At 35.4% G+C, this 20,484-nt stretch carries 20 protein-coding genes; 12 read left to right on the top strand and 8 right to left on the bottom strand.

Translation table 11 applies throughout. The features are described 5' to 3' along the window. Positions 1–793: 793 nt before the first annotated feature. The 6 genes from FEZ13_RS14345 (at position 794) to FEZ13_RS14320 (ending at position 6,970) form a co-directional block, all read left to right on the top strand. Complete coding sequence (locus FEZ13_RS14345; protein ID WP_146553253.1) at positions 794–1,855, top strand: iron-siderophore ABC transporter substrate-binding protein; 1,062 nt, start codon at positions 794–796, stop codon at positions 1,853–1,855. Positions 1,856–1,857: 2 nt separating this feature from the next. Further along, positions 1,858–2,892 carry a FecCD family ABC transporter permease gene (locus FEZ13_RS14340; RefSeq protein WP_146553252.1) on the top strand — a complete coding sequence of 345 codons (1,035 nt, stop codon included), beginning with the start codon at positions 1,858–1,860 and terminating at the stop codon, positions 2,890–2,892. Beyond that, a complete protein-coding gene (locus tag FEZ13_RS14335) occupies positions 2,889–3,920 on the top strand; it encodes a FecCD family ABC transporter permease (protein WP_146553251.1) in 1,032 nt (343 codons plus the stop codon). The genes FEZ13_RS14340 and FEZ13_RS14335 overlap by 4 nt, the downstream gene beginning before the upstream one ends. After that, positions 3,920–4,720 carry an ABC transporter ATP-binding protein gene (locus tag FEZ13_RS14330; protein WP_146553250.1) on the top strand — a complete coding sequence of 267 codons (801 nt, stop codon included), beginning with the start codon at positions 3,920–3,922 and terminating at the stop codon, positions 4,718–4,720. Before FEZ13_RS14335 ends, FEZ13_RS14330 begins: the two co-directional genes overlap by 1 nt. 266 nt (positions 4,721–4,986) lie before the next feature. Next, the gene (locus FEZ13_RS14325; protein WP_146553249.1) at positions 4,987–5,682 is read left to right on the top strand and encodes an ABC transporter ATP-binding protein; all 696 of its coding nucleotides are present in this window, start codon (positions 4,987–4,989) and stop codon (positions 5,680–5,682) included. Continuing rightward, positions 5,672–6,970 (top strand): ABC transporter permease, encoded by a 1,299-nt coding sequence (locus tag FEZ13_RS14320; protein ID WP_146553248.1) that lies wholly within the window; start codon positions 5,672–5,674, stop codon positions 6,968–6,970. Before FEZ13_RS14325 ends, FEZ13_RS14320 begins: the two co-directional genes overlap by 11 nt. Positions 6,971–7,219: 249 nt before the next feature. Here the strand turns inward: FEZ13_RS14320 and FEZ13_RS14315 are convergent, their stop codons facing one another. Next, positions 7,220–8,092, bottom strand: coding sequence for an SDR family oxidoreductase (locus FEZ13_RS14315; RefSeq protein ID WP_146553247.1), 873 nt, complete (start codon positions 8,090–8,092; stop codon positions 7,220–7,222). 135 nt (positions 8,093–8,227) lie between these two features. Here FEZ13_RS14315 and FEZ13_RS14310 point away from each other — a divergent pair, with 135 nt between their 5' ends. From FEZ13_RS14310 to FEZ13_RS14290, 5 genes are all read left to right on the top strand, one after another. After that, positions 8,228–8,575 carry a winged helix-turn-helix transcriptional regulator gene (locus FEZ13_RS14310; RefSeq protein WP_146553246.1) on the top strand — a complete coding sequence of 116 codons (348 nt, stop codon included), beginning with the start codon at positions 8,228–8,230 and terminating at the stop codon, positions 8,573–8,575. A gap of 283 nt (positions 8,576–8,858) precedes the next feature. Then, positions 8,859–9,281 carry a nickel-responsive transcriptional regulator NikR gene (nikR, locus tag FEZ13_RS14305; protein WP_146547646.1) on the top strand — a complete coding sequence of 141 codons (423 nt, stop codon included), beginning with the start codon at positions 8,859–8,861 and terminating at the stop codon, positions 9,279–9,281. Positions 9,282–9,712: 431 nt separating this feature from the next. Further along, positions 9,713–10,720, top strand: a complete 1,008-nt coding sequence (gene cbiM / locus FEZ13_RS14300) for a cobalt transporter CbiM (protein WP_146553245.1) — start codon at positions 9,713–9,715, stop codon at positions 10,718–10,720. Further along, positions 10,710–11,531, top strand: coding sequence for an energy-coupling factor transporter transmembrane component T (locus tag FEZ13_RS14295; protein ID WP_146553244.1), 822 nt, complete (start codon positions 10,710–10,712; stop codon positions 11,529–11,531). The genes cbiM and FEZ13_RS14295 overlap by 11 nt, the downstream gene beginning before the upstream one ends. A 3-nt stretch (positions 11,532–11,534) precedes the next feature. Continuing rightward, a complete protein-coding gene (locus FEZ13_RS14290) occupies positions 11,535–12,281 on the top strand; it encodes an energy-coupling factor ABC transporter ATP-binding protein (RefSeq protein WP_146553243.1) in 747 nt (248 codons plus the stop codon). Positions 12,282–12,380: 99 nt separating this feature from the next. On the opposite strand, the gene FEZ13_RS14285 is transcribed toward FEZ13_RS14290, so the two are convergent. The 5 genes from FEZ13_RS14285 to FEZ13_RS14265 all read right to left on the bottom strand — a co-directional run bounded on the left by FEZ13_RS14285 (position 12,381) and on the right by FEZ13_RS14265 (position 17,264). Further along, the gene (locus FEZ13_RS14285) at positions 12,381–13,832 is read right to left on the bottom strand and encodes an MFS transporter (protein WP_146553242.1); all 1,452 of its coding nucleotides are present in this window, start codon (positions 13,830–13,832) and stop codon (positions 12,381–12,383) included. A gap of 69 nt (positions 13,833–13,901) precedes the next feature. After that, the gene (locus FEZ13_RS14280) at positions 13,902–14,528 is read right to left on the bottom strand and encodes a cysteine hydrolase family protein (RefSeq protein ID WP_146553241.1); all 627 of its coding nucleotides are present in this window, start codon (positions 14,526–14,528) and stop codon (positions 13,902–13,904) included. Positions 14,529–14,545: 17 nt separating this feature from the next. After that, on the bottom strand, positions 14,546–15,574 hold the full coding sequence (locus FEZ13_RS14275) for an ABC transporter substrate-binding protein (protein ID WP_146553240.1): 1,029 nt from the start codon (positions 15,572–15,574) through the stop codon (positions 14,546–14,548). A gap of 15 nt (positions 15,575–15,589) precedes the next feature. Then, positions 15,590–16,453, bottom strand: coding sequence for an ABC transporter permease (locus FEZ13_RS14270; RefSeq protein WP_146553239.1), 864 nt, complete (start codon positions 16,451–16,453; stop codon positions 15,590–15,592). Between the two features lie 13 nt (positions 16,454–16,466). Then, positions 16,467–17,264 carry an ABC transporter ATP-binding protein gene (locus tag FEZ13_RS14265; RefSeq protein ID WP_146553238.1) on the bottom strand — a complete coding sequence of 266 codons (798 nt, stop codon included), beginning with the start codon at positions 17,262–17,264 and terminating at the stop codon, positions 16,467–16,469. A 178-nt stretch (positions 17,265–17,442) separates the two neighbouring features. On the opposite strand from FEZ13_RS14265, the gene FEZ13_RS14260 reads away from it, so the two are divergent. Continuing rightward, positions 17,443–18,333, top strand: coding sequence for a LysR family transcriptional regulator (locus FEZ13_RS14260; RefSeq protein ID WP_146553237.1), 891 nt, complete (start codon positions 17,443–17,445; stop codon positions 18,331–18,333). 975 nt (positions 18,334–19,308) lie between these two features. Here FEZ13_RS14260 and FEZ13_RS14255 read toward each other — a convergent pair. Next, positions 19,309–19,533: a hypothetical protein gene (locus tag FEZ13_RS14255; protein WP_146547660.1), complete on the bottom strand. Its 225-nt coding sequence runs from the start codon at positions 19,531–19,533 to the stop codon at positions 19,309–19,311. A 766-nt stretch (positions 19,534–20,299) separates the two neighbouring features. Further along, entirely contained in the window at positions 20,300–20,452 is a 153-nt protein-coding gene (locus FEZ13_RS19650; RefSeq protein ID WP_186725934.1) for a hypothetical protein, read from the bottom strand. Positions 20,453–20,484: the final 32 nt, after the last annotated feature.

Raw genomic sequence — 20,484 nt, 5'->3', positions numbered from 1 at the left:
ATCCCCCTCAATAATAAAGGCGATGCTGAAAACACTGCCTTGTTTTATCTAGCTTTAACGGACAGTAAGACACCCACCTCAAGACATAGAGAGAAACAAGAAAGATAGGTGGGGGATCAACTGCCCATAAAAGTCCGATTGGTTCGGGCCAACAAGATGTTGGTTCCTCAGGTGTTGCCACAGGACGTGGCGCTTTTAACCTGAGTTCTTCTAGCTCAGTGGGGGATGAAGAAAACCCCTACTGATGGTTATTTTGATTTTTAATTATTCTATCGTTGTTGATCTTCCATGAAATCCAGATTTTCTTCAATCCCTAATTAATATGATTCCTCTTTTAAGCCATCGATCCTAGTGATCATTGTACTTAGCTTGGAAGACCTTGTAGTATCTTTTTATTTACTCAATTCTAACATATCATGTATAAATTTGACTCCTATATCTACAGGTAAAAGAAAAAGTTCAATTATTAGGTTCATTAAAACCAATCCCCTCAGATATCCAATCTGTAAGAGGTTGTTTTTTATTTTTTAATAAAGGGTACCTAAAAATGCAAAGTTATTTTTAGATAGTGAGTACTAGTCAGCCTAATTAGAATAAAAACCTTCAAATATATGCTATTGTCAGATTTTTTAAGTATCTGGCATAGATTCTGTCATTGACAATAAAATTAAAAACGGGTATTATATTTGAAAATGATAATCATTTACATGATAGAGCAGGGGATGATTCTCCATCTAGTTTATGTTTCATTGGTTACCATCACAAATGAAAACTGAAAGGAATTAGATTACATATGCAAAAAAAACGAAAAGTACCCTTCATACTAATGTTAGTATTTTCAATAGTGGCTATCCTATCATTAGTAGGTTGTTCAAACGATTCATCTAAATCAGATGACAATAAATCTGCTTCTAAAACAGATTCTAAAGCAGCAGATGCTGAATATCCAATTACCATCAAACACGCTTTTGGCGAAACCGTTATTAAAAGTAAACCAAAACGAGTTGCTACGATTCAATGGGCGAACCAAGATGTGGCTTTAGCACTTGGCGTTGTACCTGTAGGTTTCTCGGCAGCTAACTACGGAATTAAGGATAACGACACAGGTATCTTACCTTGGACACAAGAAAAATTAGATGAACTCGGTGCTAAAAGTCCGAACGTTTATCAAGATACGGACGGTCTAGATTACGAAGCAATTGCTGATTCTAAACCAGACGTGATTTTAGCTGCGTACTCTGGAATTACAAAAGAAGATTATAAAAAGTTAAGTGAAATTGCTCCCGTAGTCGCATATAAAGATCAACCATGGGTAACTTCATGGCGTGATCAAGTGAAATACGATTCAATGGGTATGGGTATGGAAAAAGAAGGAGAACAATTAATTAAAGATACTGAAAAATTAATTGCGGATACTGCTGCAAAATATCCAGACATTAAAGGTAAAAAAGCCGCTTTCGGTATGTTCAATACAACAGATTTATCTAAATTCTACATCTACACACCATCAGATCCACGTGGGGAAATGTTAGAAGAAGTAGGGATGGAATATCCTGAAGGTATTAAAAAACAAATTAAAGATGATAGTAGCTTCTATCTTGAATTAAGTGCAGAAAATGCAGATGCATTAAATGATACAGAATTATTAGTTGTATACGGCAATAATACAACATTAAAAACGCTTCAAAAAGATCCTATTTTAGGTAAAGTTCCAGCTATTAAAAAAGGGAATGTTGTTGTCATTGAAGACAATACACCTCTAGCAGCCGCTGGTACACCAAGCCCATTATCAGTCAAATACACAATTGATGACTACTTATCTAAAATCTCAGACGTGGCAAAAAACGTTAAATAATTATGAAAAATATTCCTGAAAAAGGAAATAAGCAAAGGTTACTACCAAAGCATTTAGCAAAGGTAGTAGCCCTTTTGCTCATTTTACTTATTGTTAGTATTGGCATGTCTCTTGCATTTGGTTCTCGTACAATTGGTCTAGAAGGGCTTATAGATGGCTTGTTTCATCCTTCTGTAGAAAGTCATGAAGCAAGTGTTGTGCGGCAACGTATCGCAAGAACAATATTCGGTTTAATTTGTGGGGCAGCTCTCGGTGTATCTGGGGCACTGATGCAATCTGTCACACGAAATCCAATTGCAGATCCGAGTATTTTAGGTGTCAATACGGGTGCATCTTTATTTGTCGTTTGTGGGATTGCTTTTTTAAGCATTCATTCTCCAAGTGAATATATTTGGTTAGCTATTGTTGGTGCGATGTTGACGGCAGTATTTGTCTTCGGAATTGGATCGATGGGAGCAAGTGGCGCTACACCACTGAAACTCGTATTGGCGGGAGCAGCGACGACAGCCATCTTGTCATCACTCGTTACGGCTATTTTAATTCCACGCACGAATGTCATGGATCAATTTCGTTTTTGGCAGGTTGGGAGTGTAGGATCTGCTAACTGGGATTCGGTACATATTTTTATTCCATTTTTCATTGCAGGTATTGTTATTGCGATATTAGTAGCACCTGCATTGAATGCGTTGGCACTTGGTGATGAAGTAGCGACAGGCTTAGGTGTGCGAACAGGAGTTATTCGCATGTTAGCGGCTTTTGCCGGTGTTTTACTTTGTGGGGCAGCGACGGCACTGGCTGGTCCAATCGGATTTATTGGTTTACTTGCTACCCATTTGATTCGATTGGTCGTAGGACCAGATGTTCGTTTCCTGATTCCTTTAGCGGCAGTGTCTGGAGCCATCATTTTATTGATTTCAGACGTATGCGGACGTTTCCTTGGTAGTCCAGGGGAATTAGAAGTAGGGATTTTAACGGCCTTTATTGGCGCACCAATTTTAATATTAATTACAATGAAAGCGAAAATGCGTACAATATGATGAATGAAACGATGAATAAAATTATAAAAGCAAGAAAAAAACGTCGAAATCGCTATGTCGGCGTCACGATCATTTTAGCTATTATTACCATTGTTTTATGCTGTACGATGATGATACTCGGAAATACGATTTATCCGGTAGCAGATGTCATCCACGTTTTACTTGGTGAGACAATTCCAGGTGCCTCTTTTGCCATTAACGAAATTCGATTGCCACGAACAGTAGCTGGGTTATTTGCGGGATTTGCCTTTGGAGCTGGGGGCTATATTTTCCAAACAATGCTACGTAACCCATTAGCTAATCCAAATGTTATTGGGATTACAACAGGCTCTAGTGCAGCTGCAGTTTTTTGCATTATCGTTCTGCATACAAGTAGTACGGTTGTTTCGCTCGCTGCAGTTGTCGGAGGACTCGTAACGGTTGCTATCATTTATGGATTATCAAAAGGAACCTCTTTTTCTATCGGTCGATTAATTTTGATTGGTATTGGTATTCAAGCGATGTTAAATGCATTTATTTCGTATTTAATGCTAATTGGAAAAACGAATGACTTACCGAATGCTTTACGTTGGTTAAGTGGGAGTTTAAATGGGGCAGAACTTGAAATGACGTATCCATTAATCATTGCCGTCGTGATTGTAACACCTGTGCTCATTTATTTTGCGAAACAACTTGAAATGTTAGAGCTAGGTGAGCAAGCGGCGACTTCTTTAGGCGTCAATACGAATAAAACCCGCGTTATATTAATGATTAGTGCGGTATTGATTATCGCTTTAGCTACAGCAACAACCGGCCCAATTGCGTTCATAGCCTTTTTAGCAGGACCTATCGCTCAACGTCTTGTTGGGGTTGGGTTTTCAAATATTCTTCCAGCAGGTTTAATTGGGGTTATTTTAGTGTTAGGTGGGGATCTAATTGGTCAGTTTGCCTTTGAAACCCGCTATCCGGTAGGTGTTATTACAGGGATTATCGGTGCACCATATTTAATTTACTTGCTAATTCGTATTAATCGAAAGGGAGATATTTAATGACAACTCATACATTTGAAACGAAACATATTCAATCCGGATATGACAATAAAACGATTTTAAACGACGTCAACTTATCGATTCCAAGTAATCAAATTAGCATCATTATCGGTGCTAACGGTTGTGGGAAATCAACACTACTAAAAACAATGGCACGTTTAATAAAGCCAACGGGTGGGGATGTGCTATTAGACGGTAAATCCATTCATAAAATGGCACCAAAACAATTGGCGAAAGTATTAGGACTGCTTCCTCAGTCCCCAATCGTTCCAGAAGGCATTACGGTAGCAGATCTCGTCGGTCGCGGCCGTTTTCCACATCAAAGCGTCATGAAGGGCTGGACGAAAAAAGATTATGAAGCAGTAGCAGAAGCGTTAGAAATGATGAATATTACCGAATTTGCAGATCGTCATATCGATGAATTATCAGGTGGTCAAAGGCAACGTGTTTGGATTGCAATGGCTCTAGCGCAACAAACGGATATTTTATTTCTTGATGAGCCGACAACGTTTTTAGATATTACTTATCAAGTAGAAATTTTAGATTTACTCACAGATCTTAATCGAAAATACGGTACGACCATTGTAATGGTTCTTCATGATATCAATCTATCAGCTCGTTATGCGGATTATATTTTTGCAGTGCAAAAAGGACAACTCGTGGCAGAGGGAAAGCCATCTGATATTGTTACAAGTACATTAGTGAAGGATATTTTTGGGTTGGATTGTGCTGTGATCAATGATCCTATTTCAGCTACCCCTTTAGTGGTGCCAAAGGGGAGATATCACGTTAAATCGTAGGTTTTAATGCAAATAGCCTTTACTATCCAAATAATCATCCGAAAAATTTCATAATTTTACCGATAAAAACCTTCAAGTTTGAGAACGAGTATGAAAATACTTAAAAACATGCTTGGGGTTTTTTTATTTTTTTAACCAACACTTATTTCGAGGAAAGCTTATGAACAATTTGGATATTCCAAATCTTAAGAAATTCTTCAGTTTTTTAATAAGAAATTATTAAGATATTCCATTTATACTGATTGTTAAAAAGGGGGAAGATCTATTTGATACATATACAAAATGTCAGCCACACATTTACAATTGGCAAAAAGGGAAGCGAGAAAAAAATTCCCGTATTAAAGAATATTTCTTTTGAAGTTGCTAAAGGAGAGATTATTTCGATTGTTGGGAAAAGTGGTTCCGGTAAGTCGACATTACTCAATGCGGTAGCAGGATTTTTAAAGCCCAAGGAAGGGTCAATTATCATACAAGGCAAAGAAACCACTACACTGACAGAATCAGAGTATGCAATATTTCGTTCTGAGAACATTGGTTTTATCTTTCAAAACTTTCAGCTGATGCCGGGGCTAACGGCTTTCGAAAATATTGAATTGCCGCTGAAGATCCAAGGTATAGATAAGCATAGACGTTTTGAAATAGTGAATAAGATCATTAGAAAGGTAGGTTTGGAAACTGTTTTTGATCATTATCCGAATGAACTGTCAGGAGGTCAACAGCAACGTGTATGTATTGCAAGAGCGCTTATAACAAATCCACCAATCATTTTAGCAGACGAGCCGACTGGAAATTTAGACTCGGAAACAGAACAAGAAATTTTACAATTGATCGCGTTATTAAATGAATCTATGGATATTACGTTTATCATTATTACACATGATGAGGAAGTAGCCAATATAGCACATAGAAAATTTCTTATGCATGATGGTGTATTAAAGGAGGTTGTGCAACATGCTGTTTAGAGATCAAATTGATTTTGTCAGACAACATGTCAAGAGAAACCGTATGCGTGTTTTTACAACCATACTAGCTACAACGATGGGATGTGCCTTTTTAATCGTATTGGCATCCATTGCATTTGGATTACAGGAATCTTTAAAAAATGACATCTTATCTGATAGTGCTGTGACGAAAATCGAAGTTTATGGGAATGATGAAAAAGGCATTGATCAAAAAGCTGTAAAGGCTATCCCAAATGTTCAAGCATTAGTTGAAACAACACAATTCAATGAGCCACTTACGGCAAATGTGAAACTCGAAAACCGCTCCGGATCTGGTGAAATGGTATTTACAAATTTTAAAGAACAACAAAAGGCAAAAATCAAATTATCGGCAGGTACATATCCGACAAAAGCGGATGAAATTATTGTGGGGTATAACTTAGGACAAAACTTACTGACGAAAAAGGAAGAACAGAGTGCGAAAGAGGAAGGGAGGAAGGAAGAAAAAAATAACAAAGGTTACCAGCATTCCTTATTAGGTAAAACGATTTCCCTATCCTTTACACTGGAGAATGAAAAGCATACAAAAGTACGACAATATAAAATTGTTGGGATTGGTGAAAAGCCTTCTAAAGAATGGGCTATGGATACCAGTATACAAGTCAGTGATGCTATGAAAATCAATATTTTAAATGATTATAATGATATTGCTGATAAAAAAGTGCAAGAAAATGACTTTTATAACGTAAGTTACAATGCCTATGCAACTGATATGGAGGCAGTTAAGGGTGTACTGAAAAAGTTAAAAGCGATGAATTTATCTGTCTATTCAGTAACAGAACAATTAGATCAACTTAATGTATTTTTCTTAGCATTAAAAGTAGGGCTTATTTTTGTAGGAACCATTGCAGTGCTCATTGCTTCTATCGGTATTTTTAATACAATGACGATGGCCGTTACGGAACGTACGCGTGAGATAGGCGTCATGAAGGCGATTGGTGCTGGTCCAAAGCTGATTCAGCGATTGTTTATAATGGAAAGTGCGTATATTGGTGTGTTGGGGACGGTTATTGCCATTATTATTTCTTATATCATTAGTTTTTTGGCCAATTTAGCATTGCCGAAAATTTTAGATGCGGTGATATCTGATGGTGGAATTGAAGAGGCAGGAATTCGCTTTTCAACAATTCCTTGGGAGCTTGTAGTCATTGCTTCACTAATTAGCATTGGTGTTGCCGTTCTAAGTGGTTGGCGGCCAGCTCGAAAAGCGACGAAAATAGATGTTATTCAAGCACTGCATCAAGAATAGATGTATTTTAATGATAGATTGAGCCTTTATACAATGGAGATTTTCCTGCTCACGAATGCAAGGGCAGCTTTCATTTGAAATAGAAACTCATTTGAAAATATTAAAAGAGATTGGGGTACAGCCCTTTTAAAATAAACCGCATGAAATCAAATGTAAACATCATGATTTCATGCGGTTTTATTTTTAAGTAGCTATCAACTCATGTCCGCGTGTCTCTTTTTACTTTTGGAAAGCCCTTATCTACCTCGCCTATTTATGTTGGGTAATTCCGTTTACAATTTGAGTAAGTGCCTCTTTGATCGGTGTAGCTGGGCGACCAAGGATTTTTTCGAAATCATGGCTAGCGACATTTAATGAGTCTTGTCGAATACTTTTTTGAATGTCAACAAGGATAGGAATAACAAAATCTTGTATACCAGCAGCCTTCATTATATCGGCGTAAGTGGCATCATCAACTTGTTGAATAGGGACTTCTTTGCCCAATACATCTCCAAGGATAGAAACCAATTCTTCCTGCTTCAAAGGTTTTCCAGAAAGCTCGTAAATCGTATTTTCATGTCCATTACCAGATAATACTGCAGCCGCTGCTTCAGCATAATCTTGTTGTAATGCCCACCCTACTTTTCCATTTCCTGCTGATGTTACCCAAGGAGCTCCTGCTAAGACACCTTGAATGCTTGGGATTTCATTTTCCAAATACCAATTGTTGCGTAAGAAGGAATAAGGAATGCCAGTTTTTTTAATCGCTGCTTCAGTAGGTTTGTGAGCTGGGGCAAATAAATTTTTACTTTCTTGTGCATTCGCTATGCTAGTATACGCAATGAATTGGACGCCTGCTCTTTCTGCTGCTTCTACCGCATTGGCATGTTGGCGGATTCTGGTTTCATTGTCGCCATCCGCAGAAATGATTAATAAGCGGTCAACACCTGCAAAAGCAGAATCCAATGTTTTTGGAACATCGAAATCTCCATGTCGAACTTCTACTCCACGAGCCTGCAAATCCTTCGCCTTTTCTGGATTACGGACACTGACAGCCAGTTGATTTGCTGGTACAGTCTTCAATAACGTCTCTACAACTTTGGTACCAAATTTTCCTGTTGCACCTGTTACTAATAATTTCATGATGATCTCCTCCATTTTTTTATTTCATTTTTAGTCTTAATTTCATATTATAGTCTTAGATGTTTTTTTAAAAGTAGTCATTTTTTTATAACATAGTCGTAAAAATAGTACTATTAAGAAGGAGACGTAGTTATCATGGCACGAAGTCGGTTCATCGGTGATCCCCCAGAGGAACAAATAGAGGTTTGTCCAGTTACACAAGCCCAGGATATCATCGCGGGAAAATGGAAAATCATTATCCTATGGCATTTAAGCAAACAGACAAGAAGATTTAATGAGCTTCAAAGGTTGTTACCTAAAATTTCAAAAGGAATTTTGACAAGGCAATTGAGAGAATTGGAAGAAGACCAAATGGTTCACAGAGAGGTTTATAAAGAAGTGCCTCCTAAAGTAGAATATTCGTTAACACCTTTAGGTCAAAGTTTTATTCCTATATTGAATAGTATGGGCGAGTGGAGCAAAAAACATTTAAAGAGTAGATAAAGTGAAATTTCCATCAGTGGGGTTTTCTTCATCCCCCACTGATGGAGAAGAACTCAGGTTAAAAGCGCCACGTCCTGTGGCAACACCTGAGGAACCAACATCCTGTTGGCCCGAACCAATCGGACTTTTACGGGCAGTTGATCCCCCATCTATCTTTCTCGTTTCTCTCTCAATCTTGAGATGGCGGTCTTACTGCCCGTTAAAGCGGGATAAAGTGAAATTCCACACAATGGAGGTTTTCCATATCTCATTTTTAAATTTGTATTTTTAGGAGTTGAAGAAAATGAAGGATTCAGCCCTTTGTCGTTTTGGGGTATCGATGGATAAAAAATTGTTAACAGAGTTTGATCAATTAGTGATTAATAAAGGCTATTCAAATCGTTCGGAAGCTGTCAGAGATTTAATTAGGGAGGCACTAATTCTTGAGGATTGGAAGGACCCTGAACAATTCGTGGCAGGTTCCATTTTACTGTTTTATGATCACGGGCAAAAAGGATTATTAGAACAGTTAACGGCTATTCAACATCATTATCATCATGAAATATTAGCTACTACCCATTTTCACTTGGATGAGCACAATTGTTTAGAATTGATCATCGTTAAGGGAAAAGCTGGTAGTTTGCAAACATTAAGTGATCAACTAGTTTCGATGAAAGGAGTCAAATACGGTAAATTTACCGTAGCACCAGTAAGTGATCTGAAATAATTATTTAGGCGTGTTGATTATCTAATTTAATCCATGAAAATAGGGGAATTTGTTGATTTCAGCGAAGGCTTGCACGACTCATGCGGGCGAATGCTGAGCCTCCTCGCTACGCTGCGGGGTCTCATCTATTCGCTTTTCCCGCGGGAGTCGAGCAAGTCGCAGCGAAGATCTATATAAATGGTCTTAAAAATACAGAGTTTTTCAAAAACTATGCCAAACAGACACCCCTAATTTTGTAAAATAAACACGTGTGATAATTATTCAACATATTGTCATTTTTCTTTGCGTGTTACGAATCATCTATTTTGTAACACATGTTATAATTATCTTAAACAAAAGGTAATTAAAGATTAACCTCATCAATAGATTTAATCTGTTTATTACCCATCTGTTTTGTAAAGTTTGAATATTAATTATGAAGGAGGATAATGATGCATATTCCAGATAATTATTTGAGTCCATCTACTTGCATAGTCATGGGGGCAGCAATGGTTCCTGTGTGGGCTATTGCCGTACATAAGGTAAAAAAAGAGGTAACAAGAAGTAAAATTCCGATGATTGGTATTGGTGCAGCATTTTCATTTCTTATGATGATGTTCAATGTCCCACTCCCTGGTGGAACAACGGGTCATGCTGTAGGAGGCACTTTATTGGCCATTCTACTAGGCCCCTATGCCGCCTGTATTGCTATAACTGTTGCTTTATTAATTCAAGCATTACTGTTTGGTGATGGAGGAATACTGTCATTCGGGGCGAATTGTTTTAATATGGCTTTTATCATCCCGTTCCTCGGTTATTTTATTTATAAATTTATTAAAGACCGAACTAAAAGTGAAAAAGGTGAATATGTAGGAATCATAGTGGGATCTTATGTTGGTATTAACATGGCTGCATTGGTGGCAGCTATAGAATTTGGCGTTCAGCCACTTCTTTTTACCAATTCACAAGGACAGCCTCTTTATAGTCCTTATCCGTTATCAATATCTATTCCTGCGATGATGATTCCACACCTCTTGGTTGCAGGTGTTGTAGAAGTTCTGTTTACGACTGCTATCTACACTTTCATCAAAAAGGTTTCTCCCGGCACCATATTTGAAGGGGCAAAACAAAAGATTCATACAATCTATGGCTTGATTGTTGCTTTAATTTGTTTGACGCCACTGGGTCTTCTTGCTACAGGTACAGCTTGGGGAGAATGGGGAGCTGACGAAATCAAGAATGTGGTTCATGATGGCAAGCAATTAGGCTATACGCCGGCTGGTATGAAGAACGGGTTCAGTTTTAATGCGATTATGCCAGACTACTCAGTAAAAGGCTTGCCAGAAATAGCGGGATATATATTATCAGCTATTGCCGGAGTCGCTATTATGGTTATTATCTTTAAAATCATTAGTAGTTTTAGTAAAACAAAACCTAAGGACATTTCGAATGAATCATAAGGACAATCAAAGGAACCTACCTGACTGGCTATTAAAAGATGAAAATTATATTCCTCAGTCAGATAAAGATCAGTTTATTGGCAAAAGTATCCTGTCTATATTAAGAATCCTGTCTAAAATAAAGAGCCAAAGTGAGTATAAAACTGATAAATTTCATGTAAATGCAGCTTTGAAGGTTGCATTTACTTTTTTGCTTGTTGTTCTTCTGTCGTTATCAACGAGTTATACATTTATATTTGTGGTAGATGTATATCTGCTTGTCGTTCTCAGTTTTATGGACGGAAAAGAAATGGTCAAAATTTTGAGTGTCAGCTTGGCTATGGCGTTTTTTACATTCATTATTCTCTTTCCATATATACTTTTAGGGAATACTTATACGAGTATGATCATTACTTTGAAAGTACTCTCGACATTGATCGCTGTCAATATTCTATCTCATTCCACAAGATGGAATACGATTACGGGTGCATTAAGAAGATTTTATGTTCCAAATATTTTTATCCTTGTCTTAGATATTACGATCAAATATATTTCCATGCTCGGGGATTTTTCTCTGAATATGCTTTATTCATTAAAGCTCAGATCTGTAGGTAAAAATAATAGTAAATATGGATCGATTGCAGGAATCGCAGGGACAATGTTTATGAAGTCAAAGGAAATGGCTGAGGAAATGTACGCCGCTATGGAATGTAGGGGATTCACTGGAGAATATACGGTTCGAAGCAAATGGAAATTAACCATTGCGGATTTTATGTATATGCTATTAACAATCGGAATGATTGCTGCATTTATTTTATGGGGAAGGATTTAACCTATGATAGATCTAAAAGATGTTTCCTATTCATACGAAGGAATCAATGCCTTGAACAATATCAATCTTCATATTGAGAAAGGTGAAGCTGTGGCATTAATGGGAGCAAACGGCACCGGCAAGTCTACTCTACTGAAATTGATGAACGGGCTTTTGTCCCCAGACCAAGGTGTTTATCGATTCGATCAGGAGGAGATAACGCCCAAAAAGCTTAAAAATACAAAGTTCTCAAAGGCCTTTCATCAAAAAATTGGTTTTGTGTTTCAAAATTCTGATACACAGCTATTTTGTGCGGATGTATACGATGAGATTGCTTTTGGCCCTAGACAGATGGGGATGAATGAAGATGATGTTGAGAAAAGAGTCAATGATTGTTTAGATTTATTAGGTATTCAAAATTTTAAACATAGACAACCTTATCATCTATCAGGTGGCGAGAAACGGAAAGTTGCGATTGCTTGTGTTTTGGCATTAAATCCAGAAGTTTTAGTCCTTGATGAACCGATGAATGGATTGGATCCCAGAACGCAAAGATGGCTGGTTAATTTTCTGAATACATTAAATCGATCTGGAAAGACATTAATAATATCCACCCATAATCTCGATTTAGTACAAGAACTATCCAAAAGAGCCATATTATTTGATGAAAACCACGGGATTGCTGCCGACTTACCAAGTGAAAACTTATTCCAAGAAATCGATCTGCTAAAGGAAATCAATCTCGTTGATGAAAATTATCAACATCATTGAGTGTTGTAAATAATTTAAGGAACGGAGTCTAAGAAAGCCATGTCCTGTGGCAACAATCAGTGGGGGATGAAGAAAGCCCCCGCTGATAAAATTTTCACTTTATTGAATATTTTTCTTCTTTTGGGCAAAAAATAATAGGCCGTATAAGCAACTTAAGGCAATTGTAAAGAATATAAATACATCTTTAATCCCCTTTAAAATGCTGATTTTGTCTTGATATGTGTCCAAAGTTAGCCATTCTGTGACAGGAACAATAGCAGAATAATTGACGATCGCTATTCCAAGTGCTGTGCCAATCACCATTCCTAAATTTCGTAATAATGCTATAGTCCCGCCAATTTCCCCCATTGCATATGCTGGAACGTATTTCATGATCAGATCATAATTTGGAGAAGTTAACAATCCCATGGAAATTCCCAACGTAGCTAAAATGATAAAAATAAAATATAAGGAAGTATTCATAGATATCATTGATAAAATTCCAAATGTTCCAATCATGAGCAATAAAGCCATTTGCACAGATTTAAAGGAGCCAAATCGAGCAGTCAATCGCCCGCTTAAAGGTCCGAATATAGACAAAAATAGGGGATATATCATTAAAAATAAACCGGCAACAGTAGCAGAAGTTTGTAAAACGCCTCTGAAATAAAAAGGAAGTACAACGATAGCTGCAAAACAAGCTGCATAGCTGCCTATAATAATGAAAGAACCTGATTTAACGATAGGATGCATAAACATTTTGATATCTATAAAAGGGTTTTTATTTGTTTTGGATCTATATAAAAACAAAACGAAACAAATGATCCCCAATATAGAAATCATCAATTGATTTCTGTAAAATACACCTTCCCCGATCTCGTTAAGTATATATATAATGCATACTAATGAGACACTGAATATGGATGCTCCCATTAAATCAAATTTACTCTTTTGAGTAGGTGCATCTTTAGGAATAAAAAATATGGCAATTATAAGCACTGTTAAAATAATGGGCAGCTGAATAATAAACAAGGTATGCCAGCTGAACCAACCTATTAATATTCCCCCAATAGGAGCGCCTAAAAAGCCACCCATTCCAACAGCTGTTCCTATTAATCCTAATGCTTGTACTCTTTTTTCTTTAGGGACGTTATCGACAATGATGACCATGTTTACAGACTGCAACATGGCGGCACCGATCCCTTGAATAATTCTCGAGATTAAAAGAAATACAATAGATGTAGATAAGTATGAAAATAGAATACCTACCCCAAACATAACATAGCCCATATTGTGAATATTTTTTCGACCAAATCTATCCGAAAACTTCCCCATTATGGGCAAAAAAATCATGACAGAAAGTAAATAGCCCGTAACAATCCACTGTGAGAGACTTAAAGAAATATTAAGATCTAATGAAATATCAGTAAGTGCAATATTTACTAATCCTGCAGAAAAGTGTGATAAGAAGGATCCTGGAATAACAGCAAGTAATATAGGGTATATCGAACCGTTAATTTTCTTTTTAGAAAGTGTGGAATCCATTCCTAAAGCGTCAATGGTATTCCTCATAGATAATAACACCTCTTTGTCTTAAAAAATACGAATCATTCTATGGATGATTGATATTTTCATTCACTTCTATACTTGAATAATTGATTTATTGGATTTTATCAATTCTTCGATAACTGAATCAGTGTTTGCTACTTCTCCGAAAAAGTCACTGATTGTTTTTAAGGTCATTTCATGTGCTTCTTTTGAAAATGCAGCTGTTCCATCTTCTAAAACAGTTATTTTATAGTCGCGCATAAATCCATCTCGAATAGTACTGTCGACACAAACATTAGTAGCTACACCTGTTATGTACAGATGATCTATTTTTAAGGTTCGTAGTACAGAATCGAGCCGAGTATTATAGAAAGCACTATAGCGATGTTTGTTGACTATGATATCTGTAGTATCTGGAGATAATTGATAAAAATCACTTCCCCAAGTATCTTTACGACAAACACTATTATGTTCTGTATCATTCGATTTTCCTCGAGTTAACCAAACTTCCGAATCTGTAGCATCTTCGTGAATGGTTTGAATAAAGATAACAGGTAATTTAGAATCATGAAATGTAGAGATTAATTTTTTTATATGAGGAATGATACGATCGACACCGGATGTATCTAATCCTTGACTACCTAAAGCACCTTTTTCATCACAATAATCATTTTGGACGTCCACTATGATAAGGGCTGAATATTTGTTTGTGTTTAACATATTTTTCACTCCAGTATCTATTTATTCGTTTTGTTCACAAATTGCATATCTACTAAATCATCATAGGAATAACCTTTTTTATAAATGCCTGTTTTCTTAACAACATCCAATGGTTTAGCAACGGATTCTTTGCTAATAGATCCATCTTTACTCCATAATTTATCTTCATAGGCTCTATCTAAAGCTGCTTGTAAACTTGCTTTATCTGTAGTTGAAAATTCTTTTTGTAATACTTCCATAGCGATATCGTGATCATCATTTACAACTTTCAATGCTTTGACAATTGCATCTACAAAAGCTTGTACAGTTTTAGGTGATTTTTTTATGGTAGATTCTTTGACACTTAAAACTGAATAAGCATAATCCCCTAAATCTGTAAATTTATAAAATGGTTCATTCCAAGCACCTGAATCAAGCCCATTTTTAATTTGAGGCTCGGCTCCATTCGCTATATCTGCTTTACCAGATTTAACGAGAGATACTACAGCAGCTGGATCAGCAGGTTCCTCTAACTTTACATCTTTATTTGGATCTAATCCTATATCCATCAATAGCCATCTAGTCAATGCATTTAAACTCCCACCGTATCGACCAGCAGCAATCGTTTTTCCTTTCAAATAACTTTTCAACTTTTCAGGATCATCTGTTGGTTGTAAATTAAGAGAAGTTGCTCCCATCAAATAGACATTGGCTCTATTCACGACATTTACTACAGACTTGATAGGATCTGAACTTCCTGAATTTCCCATTGCATTAGATTCTGGACCACCTATATTTCCCCAAGCATCACCACTAACAACGGATGTCACATGTCCACCACCAGTAGCAGTCATTACTTCAACATCAAGACCATTATCTTTAAAATAACCTTTTTGAATCGCTAGATATAATGGAAGATAGCCAATTGAATGTACTGGCTCAGCAATTACGATTTTTTTTGAACTTTCTCCTGTACCTTTCGAACTTGAATTTGTTCCACAAGCTGTCAAGCTTATCATCATTCCCAAACATAATAAAGTTATAAGAATTTTCTTTATTTTTTTCATAAAATCGTCCCCATTCTATTTAGACTTAATTCCTTTAGTTAAAATTTTTTCTAAGTATATGGTTGCAAAATACATGGTTGTTGATAAAACAGACAGTGCGACTACGCCTACCCAAACTAAATTTGTATCCATTATTTGTCCAGCATATAAAATCATTCGACCAACGCCGAAGCGTGAAGAAATAAATTCACCTACAATGGCACCAGCCAATGCTAAGGAAATATTGATTTTTAAGCTGTTCACAATCCATGGCATAGCAGAAGGAACAACGACTTTTGTAAATACTTGAATTTTCTTAGCGCCTAAAGAAAATAGCAACTTTTCAAGATCCGGATCGATAGACTTCACGCCGCTATAAGCAGCTATTGCTGTTACGATGACAACCATTAAGAAAGCAAGTACCACTTTTGAAGAAAATCCGATGCCTAGTAAAATAACTAGAACAGGAGCTAATGCTAATTTGGGTACAGCATTAAAAGCGATTAAATAAGGCTCTGAAATGCGAGAATATAGAGGCGACCACCAAAATGATAATCCCAATAAGGCTCCAACGATAGTTCCTAAAATAAATCCAAGTATCGTTGCTCCAGAAGTGTATAGCATATCAATGAATAGATTTCCTTCAGTTAAAGAAATCCATCCTGTTTTTAGAATCGTTGAAGGCTTACTCCAATAATAGGAATCTAAAATACCTAATCGTGTCAGGATCTCCCATAACAGAACAAATAAAATTCCTATAGAAATTTGTCCTATAATGGTTTGTTTTCGTTGCCTTTTTTCAAGGACTTCTTCATCTTCAATTTGGATGCTATTTTCTATTTCATTCGTAGGGCTATTAAAAATAGGTTTTTTAACAGTTATCTCTGCTGGATTTTTCATATTTATACCTCCTCTAGATAATCCTTTGTCTATTGTCTTCTGGATTATCCTCATCTTTAAGTAGTGCCAATAATAATTGTTTTAGCTCTACATAACTTGTAGATGACATCGTTTCTGCTGTACGCGGTCTAGGTAAATCTACTGTAATTTTTGTTTTGAGACGCCCAGGTCTGGGTGATAATACATAAATGTCATCTGATAGATAAATAGCTTCATCAATATCATGTGTAACAAATAAAATCGTTTTCTTTAAATCAGCCCAAATTTGTAATAGCCAGTTTTGCATCATTAAGCGAGTTTGAGCATCTAAAGCTCCGAAGGGTTCATCTAAAAGAATAATTTCAGAATCATATAAAACGGTTCGTAATAAAGCCGCACGTTGTCGCATTCCACCTGATAATTCATTTGGATAATGATTTTCAAAACCTTTTAATCCATATTTATTAATAAGCGGCATGGCCTTTGCTATATTATCTTTGCGCTTGCCACCTTTAACCTCCAAGCCTAATACGATATTTTCTAATATGGTCCTCCAAGGTAAGAGCAGATCTTTTTGAAGCATGTACCCAACATGCCCTGTTTTTCCCATAATATCTTGTCCATCTAATAAAACCTGTCCATAGGTTGGTTTAGTTAAACCAGCTATGATATTGAATAGAGTTGATTTGCCACAACCACTAGGACCAATAATGCTAATAAAACGACCTTCTGGAATTTGCAATGTGGTATCTTTTAACGCTACAAATTCTTTTCCGTTCTTTTTGAATATTTTCGTACTGTGCAAAATTTCTAATTTGTACGGATCCTTCATTCATCCATTCCTCCTCGTGTTATTTTTTATAACATGTGATAAGCTTAGCATAGGCTCTCTTATTTTGAAATTTCATAATTTTTATATATTTTATTCAAAAATCGAATAAGAAAGATAGAATGTTAGATGATAGACAATTTTATTGTGAAAAAATATAACATTAAAAGGGGCGGGGAATATGGACATAAGATATCTGAGCCATTTTATAACAATTGTTCAAGAAGGGGTAAATATGTCAAAGGCAGCTAGAAAATTGCATATTTCGCAACCCCCATTAAGCCAACAAATGAAGATCATTGAAGAAACATTAGGAGTTAAAATTTTTGAAAGAAGGGGGAAAAAGATTAGCTTAACACCAAGTGGGGATATTCTTTATAAACGTGCTATGAATATCGTGAATTTATATGAAGAATTGCAACTTGAAATGTTTGAAATGGGGCAGGGAGTAAAAGGACATCTCACTATCTCTGTTTCTATATTTTATAGTACGATTTTTCAGTCTTCTATCGTATTTGATCGTATCAAAGCCTTTTGCAAGGATTACCCAAATGTCAAAATAAAGATCGTTCATACAGATGGCACTCGCTTGATAGAGAGAATGGAAGCGAAAGAGATTGATTTAGCGATCCTCAACTTGCCGATCCAAGAGGAAATTTTTGATTTCATCCGTTTGGAAAAACAAAATTTTTCATTTATTATGCCTGCTAATTTGGATCATGATCATCATAACGATCAATTGAAGTTTGAAGATATCGAGAAGTATCCTTTGATTCTATTAAAAAGAGATATAGGTTATGGACTTTATGAAAAAGTATTGGAGCATTGTGCGAAATTTGGTTTTGAGCCTAATTTAGTAGCTGAAAGCAATAATATTAATACAATTATTTCAATGGTGGATGCAGGAATGGGTACAACCATTTTACCAATCAGTACTTTAAAGCAATTTAAAAGTAAGAACTTAAAAGTAATGGAATTTTCAGATACACAAATATTTTCTGAATCTGTTTTAATGTATTTAAAAGACCGATATCTTTCCAAAACAGCATCGGAGTTTCTGAAATATTTTTAAAAATGGTGTTTTTATGTGCGTATTCAATTCATATAGACGAGAGTTGATAATAGGGGAGCTTCCCTATTTATATGCACATATTTATCCTGATTTTAGTCAAGTCCTAATACCACCCACTTGGGATGTGAAGCGAATCATTCATGGAAGTTGCGCACCAAAATATGGGTAGGGGTTAATCGTTTGCCTTAGTTATTACGCTGAAAGTCGGCATATCTTTTCGGATTCATCTGGATTAAGATAATCAATTCCACTATAAATCCGTTTGTGATTATACTAACCTTCCATATATTAAAATAATGCGGTTCTTGCCTTTTTAAAGGTTCTTTTTTTTAATTTCTCCCTTAATATCTATTAATAGGCTAATTGTAAAAGCCAATAAAGAAACAATTATCAGACCAAGTGAATTTACAGAGCTTAAAAAATTACCAGCAATAATTAAGTAAACAATAATACTGGAACAAACAATTAATATTGATATAATTATATTCCTTTTCATACATTATCCTCCTTTTTTAATAATATATCATAGATAAATTAATTAGTATATATCATGCTACCGTTGTATATCAATTGAATAATATCTAAAGTGCATTTGTATCAATACAGTATAAAAATAACTTTGTTGAGTAGGTAATTTGAGAAACTGTATATCGAGTAGTATTTATGGGAGCAACCGAATTTTTACGATATTCAAACATCTATTAATTTAAATGGATGAATGAGGAAATCAAGCCATAGAATATAGAAAGTCAGAGGTCAAAGAAGCGTCATATCACGAATGAAACTAACTCCTCAACCAATTGTGGAAGTGGCGATTTTTTTACGATGGCTGTACTGCATTACCAGAGGCTTCAAGGGTTTTTAATAACAATGGTGACATCTGAATTAATACATACTCTAGATTAGCATTCATCAATTTACGGTCCTGGATGTATTAAAAATAAGTGTCTAACTTGATATTGTAATTTTTTATTTCTATTTTTTACCTAATTTTAAAGAATTGATAAAGCCTATTAAAATTGAGATTACACCCAAAATAAAACACGCAATTGCATAATAAGTAAACCTGTAATCTTTTAGAGCAACAGCCTCTATACCATGAACTAATTCAGAATTAGCCGTAAAAATGGCAGTAGAATAGAGGATAATAATACCTACTAAAATAGCTACTCCACCAAAAATAACATATCCTTTTTCCATAGTTTCATCTCCCTTTAAAATTAGTTGTTTATAACTTAGAGTATCTGATCATAAAAATCCTCACTAAAAGGATGTAAAAATAAATTAGATCTTCATAAACCGAATAATTTACCTTTATAGAATAAAAAAATTTAAACTAATTTAAAATCCTAAGTGGAATTTTAAATTGGTTTGGATTTCTAGCTACTGAAATACTTTTGCATTAACCTTCTATTTGGCTAAATGCTAATAAATAAGCCATACTCCATATGATCAATAAAAATGATATAGATAGCCATAAAGTGTTTTTTAAAATCTCTTCATTTTTATTCACCTTTTTTAATATAGATACTAGATTTATACAGAACACAATACTTAAGATAGGCGTCAAATATATTGCGATGTATTGGAATAATGTATACATATTCCCACTCCTTACTCATTAGTTATATTTGTTTAAAGAGGTACTTAAATTTAAACATTAAAACAACATAAACTGAGGCTGAAATTACGAAGATAAGTACAGATATTAAACCGAATCTCCCCTCCGTTTACATTCTCCTTTTTCTATATACTATTATAAACAAAAATGTAAAATACGTTTATTAATATTGGTGTTCTTTCATGCATCTGTGCTGAAAATTATATTTATGTGTATATAAAAGTAGTGATTCAAGGTGATATTTAGTTGCTGAACGAGCTCGGTGAATATTCTAACATTGGGAAGAGGAATTCTCTTTTTTCATTATCTGTATAATTCGTAACCAGTAGTGATTAAAAATTTTATTTATGGATCCCCAATGTAATTACCAATAATAATTACCACACCAATAAATAACAATAAAAGCAGTATTATTACAAAATCTCTTTCTAGTTCTTTCTTTTCTTGTAATCGTTTCCTATAAAGATTTTGAATATATTTATTGTACTTATTTTTCATCATGATTTCTCCTTTCTATACGGTTATTGATA

The sequence above is a fragment of the Rummeliibacillus sp. SL167 genome (assembly GCF_007896505.1).
Classification (GTDB): domain Bacteria; phylum Bacillota; class Bacilli; order Bacillales_A; family Planococcaceae; genus Rummeliibacillus; species Rummeliibacillus suwonensis.
Note: the sequence above shows the minus strand (reverse complement) of the source record. Positions and strands in the feature narration are given on the sequence as shown.

What these genes read in the sequence shown, in the direction of transcription:
- FEZ13_RS14345 (WP_146553253.1), top strand. Translation starts at nt 794, where the DNA reads ATGCAAAAAAAACGAAAAGTACCCTTCATACTAATGTTAGTATTTTCA.
- FEZ13_RS14340 (WP_146553252.1), top strand. Translation starts at nt 1,858, where the DNA reads ATGAAAAATATTCCTGAAAAAGGAAATAAGCAAAGGTTACTACCAAAG.
- FEZ13_RS14335 (WP_146553251.1), top strand. Translation starts at nt 2,889, where the DNA reads ATGATGAATGAAACGATGAATAAAATTATAAAAGCAAGAAAAAAACGT.
- FEZ13_RS14330 (WP_146553250.1), top strand. Translation starts at nt 3,920, where the DNA reads ATGACAACTCATACATTTGAAACGAAACATATTCAATCCGGATATGAC.
- FEZ13_RS14320 (WP_146553248.1), top strand. Translation starts at nt 5,672, where the DNA reads ATGCTGTTTAGAGATCAAATTGATTTTGTCAGACAACATGTCAAGAGA.
- FEZ13_RS14315 (WP_146553247.1), bottom strand. Translation starts at nt 8,092, where the DNA reads ATGAAATTATTAGTAACAGGTGCAACAGGAAAATTTGGTACCAAAGTT.
- FEZ13_RS14310 (WP_146553246.1), top strand. Translation starts at nt 8,228, where the DNA reads ATGGCACGAAGTCGGTTCATCGGTGATCCCCCAGAGGAACAAATAGAG.
- nikR (WP_146547646.1), top strand. Translation starts at nt 8,859, where the DNA reads ATGAAGGATTCAGCCCTTTGTCGTTTTGGGGTATCGATGGATAAAAAA.
- cbiM (WP_146553245.1), top strand. Translation starts at nt 9,713, where the DNA reads ATGCATATTCCAGATAATTATTTGAGTCCATCTACTTGCATAGTCATG.
- FEZ13_RS14295 (WP_146553244.1), top strand. Translation starts at nt 10,710, where the DNA reads ATGAATCATAAGGACAATCAAAGGAACCTACCTGACTGGCTATTAAAA.
- FEZ13_RS14290 (WP_146553243.1), top strand. Translation starts at nt 11,535, where the DNA reads ATGATAGATCTAAAAGATGTTTCCTATTCATACGAAGGAATCAATGCC.
- FEZ13_RS14285 (WP_146553242.1), bottom strand. Translation starts at nt 13,832, where the DNA reads ATGAGGAATACCATTGACGCTTTAGGAATGGATTCCACACTTTCTAAA.
- FEZ13_RS14280 (WP_146553241.1), bottom strand. Translation starts at nt 14,528, where the DNA reads ATGTTAAACACAAACAAATATTCAGCCCTTATCATAGTGGACGTCCAA.
- FEZ13_RS14275 (WP_146553240.1), bottom strand. Translation starts at nt 15,574, where the DNA reads ATGAAAAAAATAAAGAAAATTCTTATAACTTTATTATGTTTGGGAATG.
- FEZ13_RS14270 (WP_146553239.1), bottom strand. Translation starts at nt 16,453, where the DNA reads ATGAAAAATCCAGCAGAGATAACTGTTAAAAAACCTATTTTTAATAGC.
- FEZ13_RS14265 (WP_146553238.1), bottom strand. Translation starts at nt 17,264, where the DNA reads ATGAAGGATCCGTACAAATTAGAAATTTTGCACAGTACGAAAATATTC.
- FEZ13_RS14260 (WP_146553237.1), top strand. Translation starts at nt 17,443, where the DNA reads ATGGACATAAGATATCTGAGCCATTTTATAACAATTGTTCAAGAAGGG.
- FEZ13_RS14255 (WP_146547660.1), bottom strand. Translation starts at nt 19,533, where the DNA reads ATGGAAAAAGGATATGTTATTTTTGGTGGAGTAGCTATTTTAGTAGGT.
- FEZ13_RS19650 (WP_186725934.1), bottom strand. Translation starts at nt 20,452, where the DNA reads ATGAAAAATAAGTACAATAAATATATTCAAAATCTTTATAGGAAACGA.